Annotated in this window: 15 protein-coding genes and 1 riboswitch; of the genes, 6 read left to right on the top strand and 9 right to left on the bottom strand. The window is 58.3% G+C overall.

Going from position 1 to position 17,593, the window contains the following annotated elements:
* The first annotated feature begins 8 nt into the window (after positions 1-8).
* The 5 genes from I2H81_RS02730 (at position 9) to I2H81_RS02710 (ending at position 6,559) form a co-directional block, all read left to right on the top strand.
* On the top strand, positions 9-2,501 hold the full coding sequence (locus I2H81_RS02730) for an excinuclease ABC subunit UvrA (protein ID WP_195644453.1): 2,493 nt from the start codon (positions 9-11) through the stop codon (positions 2,499-2,501).
* Between the two features lie 262 nt (positions 2,502-2,763).
* Positions 2,764-3,399: a recombinase family protein gene (locus I2H81_RS02725; protein ID WP_195644452.1), complete on the top strand. Its 636-nt coding sequence runs from the start codon at positions 2,764-2,766 to the stop codon at positions 3,397-3,399.
* Between the two features lie 161 nt (positions 3,400-3,560).
* Positions 3,561-4,373, top strand: a complete 813-nt coding sequence (locus I2H81_RS02720; RefSeq protein ID WP_195644451.1) for an FxLYD domain-containing protein — start codon at positions 3,561-3,563, stop codon at positions 4,371-4,373.
* Positions 4,374-4,517: 144 nt separating this feature from the next.
* Positions 4,518-5,162 (top strand): DUF4230 domain-containing protein, encoded by a 645-nt coding sequence (locus tag I2H81_RS02715; RefSeq protein WP_195644450.1) that lies wholly within the window; start codon positions 4,518-4,520, stop codon positions 5,160-5,162.
* An 11-nt stretch (positions 5,163-5,173) separates the two neighbouring features.
* Positions 5,174-6,559, top strand: a complete 1,386-nt coding sequence (locus I2H81_RS02710; RefSeq protein WP_195644449.1) for an EcsC family protein — start codon at positions 5,174-5,176, stop codon at positions 6,557-6,559.
* Positions 6,560-6,595: 36 nt separating this feature from the next.
* Here I2H81_RS02710 and I2H81_RS02705 read toward each other — a convergent pair whose 3' ends face one another.
* From I2H81_RS02705 to I2H81_RS02680, 6 genes are all read right to left on the bottom strand, one after another.
* Complete coding sequence (locus I2H81_RS02705) at positions 6,596-7,195, bottom strand: tRNA (cytidine(34)-2'-O)-methyltransferase (protein WP_195644448.1); 600 nt, start codon at positions 7,193-7,195, stop codon at positions 6,596-6,598.
* Positions 7,196-7,297: 102 nt separating this feature from the next.
* Complete coding sequence (locus tag I2H81_RS02700) at positions 7,298-8,428, bottom strand: GTP-binding protein (protein ID WP_195644447.1); 1,131 nt, start codon at positions 8,426-8,428, stop codon at positions 7,298-7,300.
* A gap of 86 nt (positions 8,429-8,514) precedes the next feature.
* Complete coding sequence (locus tag I2H81_RS02695) at positions 8,515-8,856, bottom strand: arsenate reductase family protein (protein ID WP_055252194.1); 342 nt, start codon at positions 8,854-8,856, stop codon at positions 8,515-8,517.
* Between the two features lie 184 nt (positions 8,857-9,040).
* Positions 9,041-9,664 carry a flavodoxin family protein gene (locus I2H81_RS02690; RefSeq protein ID WP_195644446.1) on the bottom strand — a complete coding sequence of 208 codons (624 nt, stop codon included), beginning with the start codon at positions 9,662-9,664 and terminating at the stop codon, positions 9,041-9,043.
* A gap of 111 nt (positions 9,665-9,775) precedes the next feature.
* The gene (locus tag I2H81_RS02685) at positions 9,776-11,305 is read right to left on the bottom strand and encodes a diguanylate cyclase domain-containing protein (protein ID WP_195644445.1); all 1,530 of its coding nucleotides are present in this window, start codon (positions 11,303-11,305) and stop codon (positions 9,776-9,778) included.
* Between the two features lie 125 nt (positions 11,306-11,430).
* Entirely contained in the window at positions 11,431-14,148 is a 2,718-nt protein-coding gene (locus I2H81_RS02680) for a bifunctional diguanylate cyclase/phosphodiesterase (protein WP_195644444.1), read from the bottom strand.
* Between the two features lie 324 nt (positions 14,149-14,472).
* On the opposite strand from I2H81_RS02680, the gene I2H81_RS02675 reads away from it, so the two are divergent.
* Entirely contained in the window at positions 14,473-15,342 is an 870-nt protein-coding gene (locus I2H81_RS02675; RefSeq protein WP_195644443.1) for a patatin-like phospholipase family protein, read from the top strand.
* Positions 15,343-15,516: 174 nt separating this feature from the next.
* On the opposite strand, the gene I2H81_RS02670 is transcribed toward I2H81_RS02675, so the two are convergent.
* Genes I2H81_RS02670 through thiM form a run of 3 tightly spaced genes read right to left on the bottom strand, consistent with a single transcriptional unit; the run spans position 15,517 to position 17,393 of the window.
* Entirely contained in the window at positions 15,517-16,212 is a 696-nt protein-coding gene (locus tag I2H81_RS02670) for a thiamine phosphate synthase (RefSeq protein WP_195644442.1), read from the bottom strand.
* Positions 16,209-16,550 (bottom strand): thiamine-binding protein, encoded by a 342-nt coding sequence (locus I2H81_RS02665; RefSeq protein WP_229108032.1) that lies wholly within the window; start codon positions 16,548-16,550, stop codon positions 16,209-16,211. The genes I2H81_RS02670 and I2H81_RS02665 overlap by 4 nt, the downstream gene beginning before the upstream one ends.
* 3 nt (positions 16,551-16,553) lie before the next feature.
* Positions 16,554-17,393 carry a hydroxyethylthiazole kinase gene (gene thiM / locus I2H81_RS02660; RefSeq protein WP_195644441.1) on the bottom strand — a complete coding sequence of 280 codons (840 nt, stop codon included), beginning with the start codon at positions 17,391-17,393 and terminating at the stop codon, positions 16,554-16,556.
* Between the two features lie 51 nt (positions 17,394-17,444).
* Positions 17,445-17,555: riboswitch (TPP riboswitch) on the bottom strand.
* Positions 17,556-17,593: the final 38 nt, after the last annotated feature.

The following is a 17,593-nucleotide window of genomic DNA, read 5'->3' as shown; positions in this document are numbered from 1 at the left end:
GGAAAGCGATGACGGTGTCGCAACAACCAAGTGCTATCGAGGTACGTGGCGCGCGCGTCCATAACCTTAAGGACATCGATATCGATATCCCGCTGGGAAGGCTCGTGGGCATTGCCGGCGTGTCGGGGTCGGGCAAGAGTTCGCTGGCGCTGGGGGTTCTTTATGCCGAGGGCTCGCGCCGTTACCTGGAGGCGCTCAGCACCTATACTCGACGTCGCCTGACGCAGGCCGAGCACGCCCAGGTGGATGAAGTGCTGCACGTACCGGCGGCGCTCGCATTGCACCAGCGTCCCAGTGTGCCGGGTGCGCGTTCCACTTTTGGCACCATGACCGAGCTCAACAACAGTCTGCGTTTGCTCTTTAGCCGCTGTGCCCATCACGTGTGCCCACATTGCGGGGCGCGTGTGGAGCCGAGCCTTAACGTGGCTGCGGGCCTGTCGCTCACGTGTTCGACATGCGGCCGCGAGTTCTACGCGCCGAGTGCCGAGGATTTGGCTTTCAATAGCGGCGGTGCGTGCCCTACCTGCGGTGGTACCGGTGTCATGCGCGAGGTGGACGAGGCGAGCCTGGTGCCCGACGAGTCAAAGACCATCAACGAGGGCGCGGTCCTTCCCTGGGGCACGCTCATGTGGGATCTGATGAAGCAGCTGGCTGGCGAGATGGGCGTGCGCACCGACGTGCCGTTTAACCAGCTCACGCCCACCGAGCGCGACATCGTGTTTCATGGTCCGGCGGTTAAAAAGCACATTCTCTACGTTCCCAAAAACGGCGAGGGCGCCACGCCGCTCGACTTCACCTATTACAATGCCATCTATACGGTCGAGAATGCGCTCGCCAAGGTTAAGGACGATAAGGGCCTCAAACGCGTGGGTCGCTTTTTGCGCGAGGGCCCGTGCCGTGACTGCGGCGGCACGCGCCTCTCCGAGGCCGCGCGCCAACCCCAGGTGCGCGGTATCAATCTGGCACAGGCGGCGGCCATGACGCTGGGCAAGGCGATTGAGTGGGTTCGCGGGGTGCCCGCATCCTTGCCGGCCGAGATGCAGCCCATGGCAGCGGATATCTGCGATTCGTTTTTGAGCACGGCTCGTCGCCTGGTCGACCTGGGGCTCGATTACCTTTCGCTCGATCGCGCCGGTGCTACGCTCTCCACGGGTGAACGCCAGCGTGTGCAGCTCGCCCGCGTGGTGCGCAACCGATCGACGGGCGTGCTTTATGTACTCGATGAGCCCTCGATCGGCTTGCATCCTGCCAATGTCGACGGCCTGGTGGGCGTGATGCGCGACCTGGTGGATGACGGCAACACCGTGGTTGTTGTTGATCACGATACGCGCGTTCTAGCGGAAGCTGACTATCTGGTCGAGATGGGCCCCGTTGCCGGAGCAGGAGGCGGTAATGTGATCGCTGCAGGTACGGTGGACGAGGTAGAACAATCGCAGGGCAGCCGCATCGCGCCGTTTTTACGCGCAGACCCCAAGCGCTTGCGGCCGCAGGTGGCTGACGACGAAATGTACGACCAGGGCCATATCCGCATGGCGACCGATGCCATCCATACCGTCAAGCCGCTCGAAGTCGATATCCCGCGCGGTCGCTTGGTCGCGGTGACGGGCGTTTCGGGTTCGGGTAAGACGACGTTGGTGCTCGAGATGCTCATTCCGGCGCTCAAGGCGCAGGCGGCCGGCGAGCGCCTGCCGGGGCACGTGCGTTGGGTCGATGCCGAGGGCATTGCCCGCGCAAATCTGATTGACGCCACGCCCATCGGCGCCAACGTGCGCTCGACGGTAGCGACCTATGCCGACATCCATGACGAGCTGCGTCGAGCCTTTGCCCGTACGCCCGAGGCCAAGGCGGCCGGCTACAAGGCGGGCGCCTTTAGCTACAACACTGGCGCTCTGCGCTGCCCTACGTGCGATGGCACGGGCTCGATATCGCTCGACGTGCAGTTTTTGCCCGATGTCGAGATCGTCTGCCCGGCATGTCGCGGCTCACGTTATGCAGACGCTGCTTCGCATATCCATCGCGAGGGCAAGGACGGGAGCCTGCTTACGTTGCCGCAGCTCATGGATATGAGTGTGGACGAGGCCATCGACGCCACGCTGGGGCTCAAGAAGGTTCAGACGCGCTTGCAGACTTTGCATGACCTGGGCTTGGGCTATCTCACGCTCGGTGAGCCCACACCAGCGCTCTCGGGCGGCGAAGCGCAGCGTCTTAAGCTTGCGAGCGAGATGGGCCGCGTGCAGGACGATGCCGTATTCGTATTCGATGAGCCCACGATCGGCCTGCATCCGCTCGATGTTCAGGTGTTGCTGAGTGTGTTCGACGGCCTTGTTGCCAAGGGCGCCACGGTTATCGTGATCGAGCACGACCTCGACCTTATCCGTAACGCCGATTACGTAATCGACATGGGCCCGGGCGGTGGCGATGCGGGCGGGCAAATCGTCTGCGCCGGTACGCCGGGCGACATCGCAGCCTGCTCCGCAAGCATCACCGGTCGCTACCTATAACCGAATGTGACAAAGAGACAGTCCCTTTGTCACATTGCCACATGCCGGCAAAGCCTGTCAGCATCACGGTTTTCTTTTCTAGCAATTCTAGTTAAAGGCAGCTGATTACCGTTAAAAGTCAGCATGTTGTCGGCATGGCACTTGAATAGCTTGTGCCTGAGGGCCAAAATGACCTCAACCCATTCGCGAAATTTGCACGCCCTATAGTGAGTGGGCTCTCGCTTGAGCTGATGCTGCCAAGAGGTAGCCGATAGGGGCAATTATGGACAATCGAATCTTTGGGTATGCGCGTGTCTCTTCCGCGGACCAGAACTTGGACCGCCAGTTAGACGCACTAGGGAGGTTTCCTGTGCAACGGAGCCAGATTTATGCTGACAAGGCAAGCGGTAAGGACTTTAAGCGTCCCCAGTACCAACGTCTTCTTCGCAGGTTGCGCGCGGGTGACGTTCTCGTGATCAAAAGTATCGATCGTTTGGGTCGCAATTATCGCGAAGTCCTCGATGAGTGGCGACGCATCACGGTGGATAGGAACGCTGCCATCGTGGTTCTTGATATGCCGCTGCTCGATACGCGCGAGCAGCCCGATGGCATCACGGGAACGTTTATGGCAGATCTGGTCCTTCAGATCTTGAGCTACGTGGCGCAGCTAGAGCGCGAAAACATCAAGCAACGCCAGGCGGAGGGCATCGCGTCGGCGCGTTTGCGTGGCGTGAAATTTGGAAGGCCGGCATTCGAACGTCCAGATAGCTATCGCGATGTCATCAAATTATTCGAAGGGGGTGAGGTTACGAGGCGAGAGGCTGCTGCGCTTTTGAACGTCAGCGCATCGACATTCGATCGTTGGAGACGGGCGGACGCGGCTAGTTTTGACCGTTCGTCGTCTGTCCGTCTTCTTTAGCTAGACATTTTGACGAGGGGAGTTTATTGAACAGAGCTCACTCCTTCCCTCGATGTCTGTCCAGTTCACGCCCTTGAGCCAAATAGTGCCACCGCGTTGCCAATTCGTCTGCTTTTTGACGAGGGGCTAGATATCGTGTTTTGTATTAAAAGGAGGACGAAATGAAAAGGCGTTATGGAATGGCTCTGGTGACCGCGCTATTTGCGATGGTGTTTTGTGGGGCGCTTCTGCTGAGCGGCTGTTCGCAGTCTGAGAAGAAAAACGCTGAACCTGATTATGCCGATGACCGTGCAATGGCTGTGATCGCTCAAGGTTATCAAAAGCGGTCGGATTATATCGAATCGCTTGGAGAAGATGCTGATCTAAGCTCGAATAAAGTGCGAAAAGAGATAATTAAAACCGAGATCGATAACGACAAAGAACTCAAAAAGGCGCCTTTTAAAGACACTAAGATGCAGGAAGATGTCATCGCCTATCTCAACCTGCTTGACGATCAGCTTGATGTTACCAAGAAGTATGCGGAATCTGATCCTAAATACTACGAGGAATGGGAAAAGGCCTACGACGCACGATCCGCACAGCTTAAGAAACTGGTTGATCGATATGACTTAACAGTCGATGACGAGTATCAAGATGAGTTTGACGAGCTGATTAAGAACGGTAGGACCGTAGAGGAGAAGACGCATAACGATGAGGTTATCAACGGCTTGCTCTCATCGGCGAACTTTGAGAAAAGTGATGATGGCTACGGTCTCTATACGTACACTGCAATCGTCGAAAACACCTCTGACATATCGTTCGAAAACGTTTATCTAAACGTTGCCCTTTACGATGCCGATGGTGTGAGGGCGGAAGAATGCTACGCAGATGCATCTGCCTGGGTGCCTGGCGAGAAGGTGAAGTTTGAGGTAATGAGCGAGGTTGACGCCTCGAGGCTTGCGCCGACGGTGTCGGGTTACAGCGTCAAGGAATAGTTCGCGGGAATTGAAAAGAAAGCGCGGCCGTTTTCTCCGAACGGTCGCGCTTTGCATTGAGCCGTTGACGGAATGATTCGTGTCATCATGCTCGCGCTGGAAGATGATGGGAACGTCGGGGCAATAAAGAAAAGGTGAAACAGGATGGCAAAAACAAAATTTCTTACAACGATACCGCAAAAGGTTGCCTTTGGCGGGTTAGTCGTTGTTACGGTTCTAGCGGTTGCCTGGGGTATCTGGATGTCATTGACGCGTAATCCTACAACGATCAGCGATGATTCGATTCGCGAGGAGATCACGCCAGTCGTTAAGCTCGTGACGTACGAGTACAATTTCACCCAGCTGCTTTCAATTGATGAGGCGGGCAATCCGCTTGGGTGGGAAAACCCCTTTACGTCTAAGCGATATGTCGCAACGATTGACGGCAAGGCTGACATCGGGATCAATGCCGATAAGATGAAGGTTACAATCGTACGGGCTAATATGGCCGATAAGAATTCAGAGGTCAAGAGCGTAAAGGTTATACTGCCTCACTCGGAGATCACTTCGTTCTCGACAGACCCCAATACGCTTAAGAAATATGTTGAGGACAATGGTTTTCTTAACTGGAATCAAGTAAGCACGGATGATCTAAACACGTTATTGAAACAGGCAAAGAAAGAGCAGACCAAGAAGGTCAAGGAAAGCAATATGCTCCAAGAATCTGATGATAGAGCCTGCGCCCTTATCGAAAAACAGGTCAAAGCCCTATGCGGCGATGACGTCAATGTTGACATTGCGTTTGAGTAGGGGTGAATAGCATGTTGGATAAACGGCAACAGACCGTTGGGGCGGAGCTCGAAAAATGGCGGAAGTCCGGTGCCAGCTTTTCTTCGCTGGAGAACATGATGTCTGGAGTACTCAATGGTGCTGGAAACGCCATTAAGGATGCGACCAAGGAGGCTCAAAAGAAATCGGGGGAACTGGCGGAAGCCGCTGGTCCTTTGGCAGATAGTGCACTCAAAGGTTTTTCGGATTTCGCAAACGGGATTGCTTCTACGGCAGCCGCCGCGGCTAACGAGCGCTACAACGCAAAGCGACAAGAGCAACTCGGCCTATCGTCGACGCTCGTTGACGATAACGGTGATTGGGTGTTGCCCGATCCGCTACTGTCCAATCGCGAGCTTGGCGAGCTTGAGGTATTAACCGAGCAATACGAAAAGATGGTATCGCCTTCAAAGCTCAAACAGCTGGCTGATAAGGCCGGGTCAAGAGTACCGGAGAATCTTCGCGCTACCATTGGGGGTGCGGTCGACGACCTTACGGGTGAGATTCAGAAACAAGCGCTGTATGCGCAGGTCATGAAGCAAGTTGTCGATGGTTTCAAGATCATCGAGGAGCAAGCTGCCAAGTACAGCGTCACTGAGGCACAGATTGTTGAGGTTGCAAACGCCACGCTCGAAGGTGTTACTATCCGGTCGATTGATGAGCTGTTCATGCTTCGCAGTTTTGACGTCGCGAAGATTGCGGCAGGCGAGAACGGTAGACACCTGCTGCTTGCGGCGACCGAGGGTGCGGCGACAGGCGCTCCCGGTTTTGCCGGCCTGCCCTTCAACATCGTGTTCAGCATGTTTCTCTATTATCGCGCGGTGCAGTCAGTCGCCATGATGTATGGATTTAACGTTAAAGAGGATCCGGCTGAATTGGTCATTGCGGGTGATGTGTTTTCAAACGCGATGGCTCCGTCAGCAGGTTCTACTGATGGCATGACTGCCGCAATCGGCAAAGTGATGCTTGTAGCCGAGATGGAGGGCGTGAAGCAGACAGTCAAAAAGGGTTGGACGGCCATGGCGGCACGGGGCGGCGCTGCCACGCTTATCGCGCAGATTCGCGCCCTTGCAAATGCCGCCGCACGCAAGGCAATCGAAAATGCCGGCAAGAAGTCGCTCGAGAACAATGTTTTCAAAAACGTACTCGAGCAAATTGGCAGGAATATCACCCAAAAATCTCTTGGTAAAGCCGTCCCTGTATTTGGCGGCGTTGTCGGTGCTCTGTTTGATGCCTCGCAAATGAATCGTGTTTTGCAGTATGCCAATATCTTCTACCATAAACGGTTCATCATTGAAAAACAGGAACGGATTGCAACATTGGTTGGCATGGAGACGACCTCCGAGGACAGCGGGGATGAGATTTGCATTGCAGAGTGATAGCCGGCCGAATGTGACAAAGGGACTGTCCCTTTGTCACATGCCGGGAAAGCCTGTTTGGCGCAGGGCCTCGTAGAGGACGATGGCGGCGCTGTTGGAGAGGTTGAGTGCGCTGATGCGATAATCGTCCGGGTCGACGAAGTTGCCGCAGATATCCTGCCGAAGGATGGCCTCATGGCTGTCCTCGGTATGCCCCAGCGATTCCTCGTGGGCTTCCCAGGCCTCGGCGTTATCGAGCGAGTCACAATCGCGCAGCATGGGGATGCGCTCGCAGCGCGCGGGCGCCGCGGCAAGCAGTGGCTCGGGAATCCCCGAGCTTTCGCTGCCAAAGACCAAGTAGTCGCCATCGCGGTAGGTGCTTTGCGCATAGGTGCGGCGTGCCTTTTTGGTCAGCAGATGCAGGCGCTCGTCGGCGGGGGAGAGGCCGTTGCGCGCAAGGAAATCCTCCCAGCCGGCATAGGTGGTCACGTCCAAGTTTTGCCAGTAGCCCAGGCCGGCGCGACGCACCGTCTTGTCGTCGAGCGAAAAGCCCAGTGGCTCCACCAGATGCAGGCGGGCGCCGGTAACTACGCAGGTGCGGCCGATATTGCCCGTATTGGCCGGAATCTCGGGCGCATACAGCACAATGTTGAACATGAATCTCCTTGGCTCAGAACGAAAAACCACCACGAAGGGGACAGGCACCTTCGTGGTGGTTTTGGCGGTTACGTGGGCGGAAAAATGCCCGCTTCGATAAACCTAGGCGCGGTGCCAGTCGGTCAGGCAGGCATCGAGGGCGGCGATGAGCGCGTCCTTGTCCATGTGACGGCCGATGATGCACAGGCTCGTCATGCGGTCGCCCGTCTCGTCGTCCCAAATCTGCATGATCTCGGGGTTCTCGTCGATGATCTTCTGCTTCTCGCCCTCGGGTGCGGAATCGACAAACAGGCCGTTCTCCATCAGGCGCATCTGGTGGCCGGCCTGCTCAAACATGTAGCACATGTCCGGGTTGCTGGCCTGCCACAGCGGACCCTTGACGCGGATGACCTCGTCGGGCCACTCCTGCTCAACAAAGTCGGTAAACTTCTGCAGGTCGAACGGCTTGCGGCGCGAATACACAAAGGTCTCGATGTCGTACTCGAGCACCTCGGGGTCGTCGTGCTCCTCGGGATGCTCCATGGCCTCGATCCAGGCGGCGGAGTTGTAGGCGCGCATAAAGTCGAAGCGGTCGGTGTCGAGCAACTCCTCCATGGGGACCTCGCCGTTTTGAGCCTCGACAATCACGGCGTCCTTCTGTAGGCTGCGCACGATGGCCTTGAGCTCGGCAATCTGCTCAGGCGTCACGGTGTCGGTCTTGTTGAGGATCAGCGTGGAGCAGAACTCGATCTGCTGGATGAGCAGGCTCTCGATGTCGTCCTCATCGATATCCTCTGCCAGCAGGTCACGACCGCCGTTGAACTCGTCGTACATGCGGGCGCAGTCGACCACAGCCACGATGTTGTCGAGTGCGAGTTTGGGCTCGCCGCCCACCTTGGCCTCGTCGCAGAAGCTCGAGATGGTGTAGGCAATGGGGATAGGCTCGCAAATGCCCGATGCCTCGATGATGATGTAATCGAAGTTGCCCGAATCGGCGATGCCCTGCAGCTGGTTGGCCAGGTCGTCCGAAAGCGTGCAGCAGATGCAGCCGTTGGTGAGCGGGATGAGGTCGTCGGCCTCGGAAAGGCCGCCGTCAGCGATGAGGCTGGCGTCGACGTTGATCTCGCCGATATCGTTGACGATCACGGCGGCGCGGATGCCGCCGTCGTTAGCGAGGATGTGGTTGAGCAGCGTGGTCTTGCCGGCACCGAGGTATCCGGTAAGCATGATGATCTTCACGGGTTTGTTGGGCATGTGCCCTCCTTTGTTAGACATGGCTTACAGTTGAATCTTATGCCAAACGCCTGCTCTTATACCCACGCGCCGACAAATAACACAGGCTACTCCCAGGCTCCCCATACATCGGGGCAATAACCGACGGTGGCCTTCTTGCCGTTGCGCACGATGGGTTCGGCCAGAACCTGCTGGTTCTCGAGCAACTTGTCGAAGCGCTGGCTGGGGGTGAGGTGCTGGATGAGCGCGAGCGTCTCCTCGTCCTTGGCCTTGGGGTTGAGCAGCTTGTCGATGCCGCCGACCGCCTGCATCACGCTCGTGAGCTCGCCTTTGCTCATCTCCTTTTCCTTAAGGTCAATAAACTGCACCTTAATGCGGCGCTCCTTAAAATAGCGCTGGGCCTTCTTGGTATCAAAGGACTTCTTGGTGCCGAAGATTTGCACGTTCATATAATGTTCCGCCGTTCTAACGAACGGCGGTCACCTCGACGCTGCAAAGCCATCTGATGGGCAATCTGCCTTTCAATCGTCGGGCGCGGGCAAAAGCCCAGCGCCCTCCTCTTTCAAGGCACCTTGCCTCATCAGCTGGCTTTTCGCTGACATTGACAGTACATCGAGGTGACCACCGCCGGACTTATCGAATGAAGTTGGTGCGCTCGCGATCGGCCGCAGGTGCCTCGATGCCGGCGGCCTTTCCCGCCTCGATGCAATGCAGGAGCCAGGCCATGTTCTTGCCGATGTTTCGCATGGTAGCAAGACCCTCGGCGTCCTGGGTGGCCTCGCCCGGCATGGCGCCAAAGACGTTGTTCCAGTAGGTGGATGCCACCACGGGCATCTGGTTGATGGTGAAGTACTTGTTGAGCACATCGAAGGTGGTCGATGTGCCGCCGCGGCGGGCAACGGCGACAGCGGCACCCGGTTTGTGCGCAAAGGCCTTGCTGCCGGCATAAAACGCGCGGTCGAGGGCCGAGAGGATGCGGCCGCTGGGGTGCGCGTAGTAGACGGGGGAGCCAAAGACAAAGCCGTCGGCCTGCTCGGCGGCAGCGATGAGCTCGTTCACCACGTCGTCGTCAAAGGTGCAGCGACCGCCAAGCTTGCCGCACTGGCCGCAACCGATGCAATCGCGAATGGGCTTGGCGCCCAGCTGAAACACCTCGGTATCAATGCCTTCTGCATTAAGTTGCTCTGCGACCTCGGCGAGTGCGCGGGCGGTGTTGCCGTTCGCCTTGGGGCTGCCATTGACTAAAAGAACCTTCATCACAAACTCCCTCTGTTGTCGATGACTTCTGCGGAGGATTATCGCACGAGCGGGCAGATGGCGTGGGGCGCGATGCGAAACGGGCTGTGTTTCGCATCGCGCCCCATAACGCTAGTCCAGCTTGGTGCCCGGTACCTGCGGCGCATCTTTAATCAGCGCATTGAGTTCGTTCAAAATGGAAACGGGCTGTCGGTCGACGGCATCCAGATGAAGCGTGGCCACGCGAAGGGGCGGCTGATATTCAAATGAGCCAAAGAGCACGGGCGACCCTAAGAACCGCTCGATTTCGTCTGCGATCGCGTCGGTCTCTTCGGGATCAAAGTTGTCGAAAAGCGCCACGAACATCGGCCCGGTCGAGCGGAACAGGCGACCCTTGCCGCGCGAACAATCCATGAGGCAGGCGGCGCTTTCTGCCAAGACGCGGTCGCCCGCATCAAAGCTAAATCGGGCGTTGACCTTGGCGATATCGTCGATTTTAATGGCGATTAAGCCGGCCCTGCGCGTCACGCGACGCATTTCGCCAATGGCGTTGACCAGGGCATGGATATCGCCCAGGCCGGTTACGGAATCGGTCGTATCTGCCAGGCTTCGGTTGATGATAATGCCCACATACATGTTGGGCTCGGTATCGGTTCCGTCCAAGCGATAGCCCGTACAGTCGCAAAGCGCGTATTTTCCAGCGGTATTCATTACGCGATACTGCATGTAGTGGAAGTGCCACGTGCCGTTTACCACCATATCGAGCTCGGTGCGTACGTTATCGCGGTCCTCGGGATGAACGCGGGCAAGCCACATGTCGAGCGAGTTAAAAGGGTGCTGCGAGGGCAGGTCAAAATCGCGCACGGCATTAATCGACCATTGTGATTCGCCCGTATCGAGGTTAATGATGAACGGATAGCGCGTCTCGGAGCTCATGGAGATCGCTTGGAACACCCGCTCGTTGCAGGGAGGCTGTTCGACGACCGGCCGCATCGGCGCGTCATCTTCTTTTGGTTGCTGCACACGGTGCATGAGCTTGTAGCGATACATCTTGCGGTCGGCGTCCATGGTCATCTGGCGACGCGAATCGCCTGCAAGTGGGTCGACGCGCGAGCAGCCAAAGCTAAAACTAGCGACCATGGGTGCCTTGCCGTCCGATGTCGCCTCGATCAGATCGGTGCGCGTCCGCTCCAGGCGCTGCTCGAGCTCGGCTTCGTCTGCCATGGGGGACACGAGTACAAATTCGTCTCCACCGATGCGGAACAGCAGGTCATCGTGCTCCATCGTTTCGGTGAGCGCGCGGCAGATGCGCAGAATGTAGCGGTTGCCCTCGGCGTGGCCAAACGTATCGTTGCAATGCTTAAGGTGGTCGATGTCAATGTAGGCGCAAGTGAAGGGGGTGCCTTTGCGCCAGAGCAGATCGGCATAGCGGTGGAGTGCATTACGATTGCCAAGATTGGTGAGCGAATCGATATGGGCACTGCGCTCAAGCAGCTGGTGTTCTTGCTCCAGGATGGCGAACGTCTTTTGGAGCTGCTCGCCCACGGCGCGCAGCTCAGTGGGCAGCGCGGCAACATCGAGCTCGGCGGTTGAGGCCCCGTTTGCAAGTCGCTGAAGGTAGGCAATGATTGATTGCTCGCCCAGGCGATACGACTCGTTCATGATGGATAACCTCCTTGGGCAGAAAAACGGTTTGTATCATATCCCCAATTCGATGTGGATTGGGGATATAAGTTAGCCAATGGGGACAAATGCTTCTTTCGACGGTGGTGTTTTGCGCGAGCGCATCAGTTGTCGTTGCCACCGTCGAGCAATGCCTCAAAATCCTCCGCCGGCATGGGGCGGTAGTAGAGGAAGCCCTGAGCGTAGCGGGCGCCCATCTGTCGTAGCATGTTCGCCTGCTCATGTGTCTCGACGCCTTCGATTACAACGGGCAGATGGAGCGACTGCGCCATCTCGAGCATCGATGACACGATCTGCGCGCTGCGGCCTTGATCGCGGTCGGTGGGCACAAAGGTGCGGTCGAGCTTGATGACATCGACGTTGACGTTCTTGAGCATCGCGAGCGTGGACTGGCCGGTGCCAAAGTCGTCCATATAGGTCGAAAAGCCCTGATTATGCAGGTCTGCCGTTAGCTTGTCCACCGCCTCGGATTCTCCGGTATAGGCGGTTTCGGTGATTTCGATGCGCATGAGCTCGGGCGGCAGGTTGTACTGAGCAGCCAGTGCGCTCATGTGCTCGGCGACATCGCAGGCGAGGATGTCGACACGCGACACGTTTAGGGAAATCGGAATTACGCGAAGCCCCTGGTCGATGCGCTTGCGCAGCCACGAGGCGACACCCTGCCAAATGTACTTGTCGAGCGTCACTACAAAGCCGCTTTCCTCGAGTGCGGGGATAAAGGACGCGGGCGGAATTAACGATCCATCTTTGTCGATCCAGCGTGTGAGCGCCTCGGCGCCAATGATCTCGCCGGTTTCCATATCAACCTGGGGCTGCAAGTAGTAGGTAATGCGGCCGTTTGAGAACGCATACTGGAATTCGGTCAGCGTGCGGTGGAACGCGATTTCGCGCTCGTACTCCTCGGGGCGGAAAATGGCTATGCGCTCCTTAAAGTCGTTTTTTGCGCGCCGATTGGTAAAAATGGCCTTGGCCTGCGCATCGATGGTGATTTCCTCGTTGGGGTCGATGGGGCAAACGCCCATGGACGGCCAGAAACCCACGCCGTCATCATGCTTGGCCACGGCGGCGCGAACGCGGTTATAGATTTGATGGACGGTGTCGTGCTCAAAGGGGATGAGAATGCAAAAGTCGTCTTGGCCCCAGTATCCTGCGACGCCCATCTCGGCATTCTCGATGTCCTTGAGGACCGTGCCCACATCGGCGAGTACGCGGTCGCCCTCGGCCTGTCCGTGCCATTCGTTGAACAGCCGCATGTGTCCCATGTCGACGGTGGCGATACACCAAGCGCCGCCGTGCCTTGTCTTAAGAAATGCGTTGGCACGCCGCATAAACTCGCTGGGTCGATAGAGGCCCGTGAGCGTATCGATGCGTTCGGCGACGGCGCATTTGCGCTCAATCTCAGGTATGGGGAGGCTGTCGTTGGGAACAAGCCCGCCGGCCGCACGAAGACGACGGTCGAGTTCGCCTAAAACGGCGGTCGCTTGATTGATTAAGCGCTCGTAAAAGGCCGGAACGACGAGGCAGACGGGGGTAATGGTATCGCCCGCGATTTGAACAGGAGCGAAAACGGCCTCTTTAAGATGGCGGGTCAGTTGCTCGAATGCCTCGTGATCCAAATTGTTGCTGAGCACGACGAACTGGGCGTTTCGTGAGCGGAAGACGCGACTCCTGCCGCGGGTGATCGACAACATACGGCCTGCGTATTCGGCGAGCATGTTGTCGACAGCCTCGGCCCCGTAGAGCTCGTTGAGCTTTGCCGTGCCGCGAACGCGGACCGCTATAAGCCCCGTCTCGCAACGGTCGCGACGGCAGGCATCGATAGCGTTGATCAGCATACGCTGCGTTCCGAGGCCCGTAGCGGCGTCGACGGTCTCAGCGAGCGAGTGGTTGACAAGTTCGCCGACATAGAGCGAGGGGGTATTTCCGTCGCCTTCGATACGAAACCCGCGAGCGCGACAAAGGACGTAGTCGCCCGCGGCATTGCGCATACGGTACTGCATAACGCGGCGGTGTTTGGAGCCGTTGTAGATTTGGTCGATATCGTTGGTATAGGCCTCAAGGTCATCGGGATGGACACGCGTTCTCCAGTAATCGTGGCAGTTGTCTATATGCTCGGAAGGAAGACCGAGATCGCGCAAGGCGCTTTGTGACCAAAGAGTGCGATGTTTGTCCAAGTTCTCGATAAAGCAATAGCGGCCTTCATTGAGCATCGAAAAGGCATCGAAAACGCGGTCGCTTATTTCGAAGTCGTCGGTGTGGACTTGCGCGATGTTGCGTCGATCAAGATGCATGGCATGGCGTAGCTTGTAGTCGTACATGCGATGGTCGGCATCGAGTGTCATACGATTGGGGGCTTCACCCAGGGCGGGGTCGGCGTGTGACACTCCGTAGCTAAACGAGTGAGGCATCTCAGAATCGTTGTTTTTGAGCAGGACCGTTCGGCAGTGTTCCAAGCGTTCGGCGAGGTCATCCTCGGTCGCAATCGTAGACAGGATGGCAAACTCGTCGCCTCCCAGACGAAACGCCGCTTCGTCCACTTTCATATACAGTTTGAGATAAAGGCTTACCTGCAAGATGTAGCGGTTGCCCTCGTCATGCCCAAAGACGTCGTTGCAGTGCTTGAGATTGTCGATATCGATGAACGCCATGGTCACGGGCAGTTCCTGCTCCCAGAGTTCCTCTAGGGAACGGGTAAAGCCGCCGCGGTTGCCAAGTCCGGTAAGCTGGTCGGTAAGGGCGGTCCTAATCAGATCATCCTGACGCTCGAGAAGGTCACGGATGGTCTTTTCGAGCGTTTCGGTGTAATTGCTGACAGTATCCATGTTCTAAGCGGCTTTCTGAGGTCGGGGCGGATGGCGTCGGGCGAGCTCGTAGTGTACACGCGTCGTTGCTCCGCGCCTTGCGTGTATCCAGGCCCCCGCCTTGCTGCGTTGTTGAGTTACTTTGCCGGCTAATGTTCGCTGTTGATAACTGCTGAGTAGTGTAAACAACAGTACGCAATTATATATGGGTGTCCATGCTGTTGGCGGCTACTATTCGCCAAGCGGTAGCGCGACAATGCGATGTTCGATGAAAATGCGACTGAGTCGATATATGTTGACGGGTATACTTGTCCCGTTTTAAAACGCAGGAACGGAGATGGTCACATGGCACAGCCGGATACGACGCGCACGGTGGGGCTTGCGCTCGAGGGAGGCGGCTACCGCGGTATGTATACGGCGGGCGTGCTCGACGTTTGGATGGAGCACGGTTTGACCTGCGACCATATGGTGGGCGTTTCGGCGGGCGCGGCGTTTGGCTACAACTTTAAATCGCGGCAGATTGGGCGCGCCATTCGCTACAACAAGGCCTATTGTGCCGACAAGCGCTATGCGAGCGTGACCAGCTGGCTGCGAACCGGTGACATGTTCAATGCCGATTTTGCCTATCACGAGGTGCCCATTGAGCGCGATCCCATCGACTTGGAGGCGTATCGCGCCTGTCCCATGCGATTTACGTGCGTGTGTACCGATATCGAGACGGGCAAGGCTGTCTATCACGATTTGCCGTATGGCGACGAGCGCGATATCGAGTGGATCCGGGCGTCGTCTGCTATTCCTGTGGCGACGCGTCCCGTTGCTATTGACGGGCATAAGTATCTGGATGGTGGCGTGGCTGATTCTATCCCCAGCGCATGGCTGTTTGCGCAGGGGTATGACCGCAATATCGTGGTGCTCACGCAGCCGGCGGGCTTTGTGAAGCAGCCCAACAGTGTGATGTCCATGCTGCGGCGCGTGTTCCGTCACTATCCGGAGTTTGTCGCAGCGCTTGAGCATCGGCATGAGGTCTACAATGCCACGCTCGATGACCTGGCACGTCGCGAGGCTGCCGGCGAGGTCTTTGTGGTGCGGCCGAGCGAATCGGTGAAGGTGCCGTCGCTGTGCCGCGAACCGGATGAGCTCGAGCGCATCTACCAGGTCGGCCGCCACGATGCGGAGGCGACTTTGCCGGCGTTGGAAGCGTATCTGGCGGGGTAGGACAAGCTGCCGCGGACTCGGCGGAAAGCGCATCCCGGAATTTGTGTTCAGACTGGGATGCAGTTTCCCACTGGCCCTCTATGCGGAAAGCGCATCCCAGAATGGACGTCCAAACTGGGATGCGCTTTCCGCTATTGAAGATATGAGGTTGCGAATCGGCTGCTCGGCTTATGCCTATGCCTGCTGCCAGGTATCGACGAGCTCCTTGGCCGCGGCGTAGGGGTCGTCGGCGCTGCAGACGGCGCTCACCACAAAGAAGCCATCGACGCCGGTGGCCTTGAGCTGCGGCAGGTCGGCCGTCTTAACGCCGCCGCCCACCACGATGGGCACGGGGCTTGCCGCGTGGAGGGCGGCCAGGTCCTCAAAGCTCTTGGTGATGATAGAGCCGTCGGCCGCGCGTCCGCAGTCGCGCTTGGTCTCGGTCTCGTGGAGCGGGCCGATGCCCAGGTAGTCGACCAGGCTCATGTCGGCGGTCTTGACGTACTCGAGCATCTCCTCGCAACGGGCCGAAAGGCCCACGATGGCATCGGGGCCCAAAAGCTTGCGGCAGACCTCGACGGGAATATCGCTCTGGCCCACGTGCACGCCGTCGACAGCGATGCCCTGCTCGCGCGCGGCGAGTACGCAGTCAAGGCGGTCGTCGATCAGCAAGGCGACCTGACCGGTCTTGCCGGCCTGTGCGATTGCCTGCGCGGCGTCGTCGGTCAGCGCGATGATCTCGCGGGCGCTTGCCACCTTGGAGCGCACCTGGATGCAGGTAAAGCCGGCGTCGAGTGCCTGGGCCACCACATCGCCCACGGGGCGTCCGAGGGTGTTTTCGGGGCCGAGTACCAGATAGGCGGAGATATCAAGGTTGTCGCGGATGCTCATCGTGCTTCCTCCTGCTTTTTGATCTGTGCTTCCATGCGCTCGAGTTTGCCGGTCATGGTGTCGGTAAATCCGGGTCGAATATCTGCCTTGAGCACGACTTCGGTCCGGATGCCCTTGCTCGCCAGCACAAAGGTTGCGTCGCGCACGACCTGCATGACCTCGTCCCAGTCGCCCTCGATCTCGGTGAACATCGAGCTGGTGCGGTTGGGAAGGCCACTCTCGCGAATGACGCGCACGACCTCGGCGACCTCGGCGGACAGCTCATCGCCGGTGCCGCACGGGGCGATGGCCACGGCGACGAGTGTGTTCATGCCGGCGCTGGTTGTGGACTCGGACATGGCTTATGCCTCCTCGAGTTCGAGTTGGTTGTCGGCAATATCCTGGGCGGTCGCGCGGTAGAGCTCGTCGATAAAGGCGACCTTAAAGCTTGCCGGGGCATCGGCGACAGCGGCGGCACGCGTACCGGCGACGTTGTAGACGGCGGTGCCGCAGATGGCTGCCGTAAACGGATCGGCAGCACAGGCGTACACGGCCAGTACGCCGCCTTGCGAGCAACCGCAGCCGGTGATCTTGGACATGAGCGGGCTGCCGCCGTGGGACTTGGCCACGGTTGTGCCGTCGGTGATTAGGTCGACTTCGCCCGAGACCACTACGGCGCCGCCGGTGTAGCGGGCGAGCGCTACGGCGGCATCGCGGGCGGCGTCGACCGTGTCGGTGGTATCGACACCGCGTACGCGGCTCAGATCGGCCGCCTCGCCCTCAAGACCCCACAGGCCGGCGAGCGCGATAATCTCGGAGGCGTTGCCGCGCACGATGGCGGGCTTGTACTGCTTGAGTTCGTTTACCAGCTGGGTGCGCAGGCTACCGATGCCCAGACCAACCGGATCGAGCACCCAGGGCTTGCCGGCATCGTGCGCCGCCTTGGCTGCGCGGGGAATCGTCTGCTCGTAGATGGGGAAGAGCGTGCCCATGTTGAGATAGATGGCGCCGCCGCCGGCAACGAGTGCCTCGCCCTCGTCGGGCAGATAGACCATGGCGGCCGAGCCGCCCACGGCGAGCTGCGCGTTGGCGACAAAGTCGATCGTCACCGTGTTGGTGATGGAGCCGGCCATCGGATTGGTGGCGCGAATCTCTTCCACGGCCTTGACCACATTTTGCTTAAGCTGTTCCGGATCAATCACTGCACATGCCTCCTTGGCATAGAAAAGGGGCGCTGTGCATAGACAGCGCCCCTGTAAAGGCGGCATGCTCCCTACGCCAGCATTAACTGACAGGTTCAAAGGATTGGGCCCTATGCCCTCTCAGCCTTGTGGTTTGCACCGCCGGCACTCCCGCATCGAATCTGTTGCTCCCTATACTAACGCACCCGCCAAAAAGGGAC

It is taken from the genome of Collinsella aerofaciens (genome assembly GCF_015561195.1).
Classification (GTDB): domain Bacteria; phylum Actinomycetota; class Coriobacteriia; order Coriobacteriales; family Coriobacteriaceae; genus Collinsella; species Collinsella aerofaciens_AC.
Note: the sequence above shows the minus strand (reverse complement) of the source record. Positions and strands in the feature narration are given on the sequence as shown.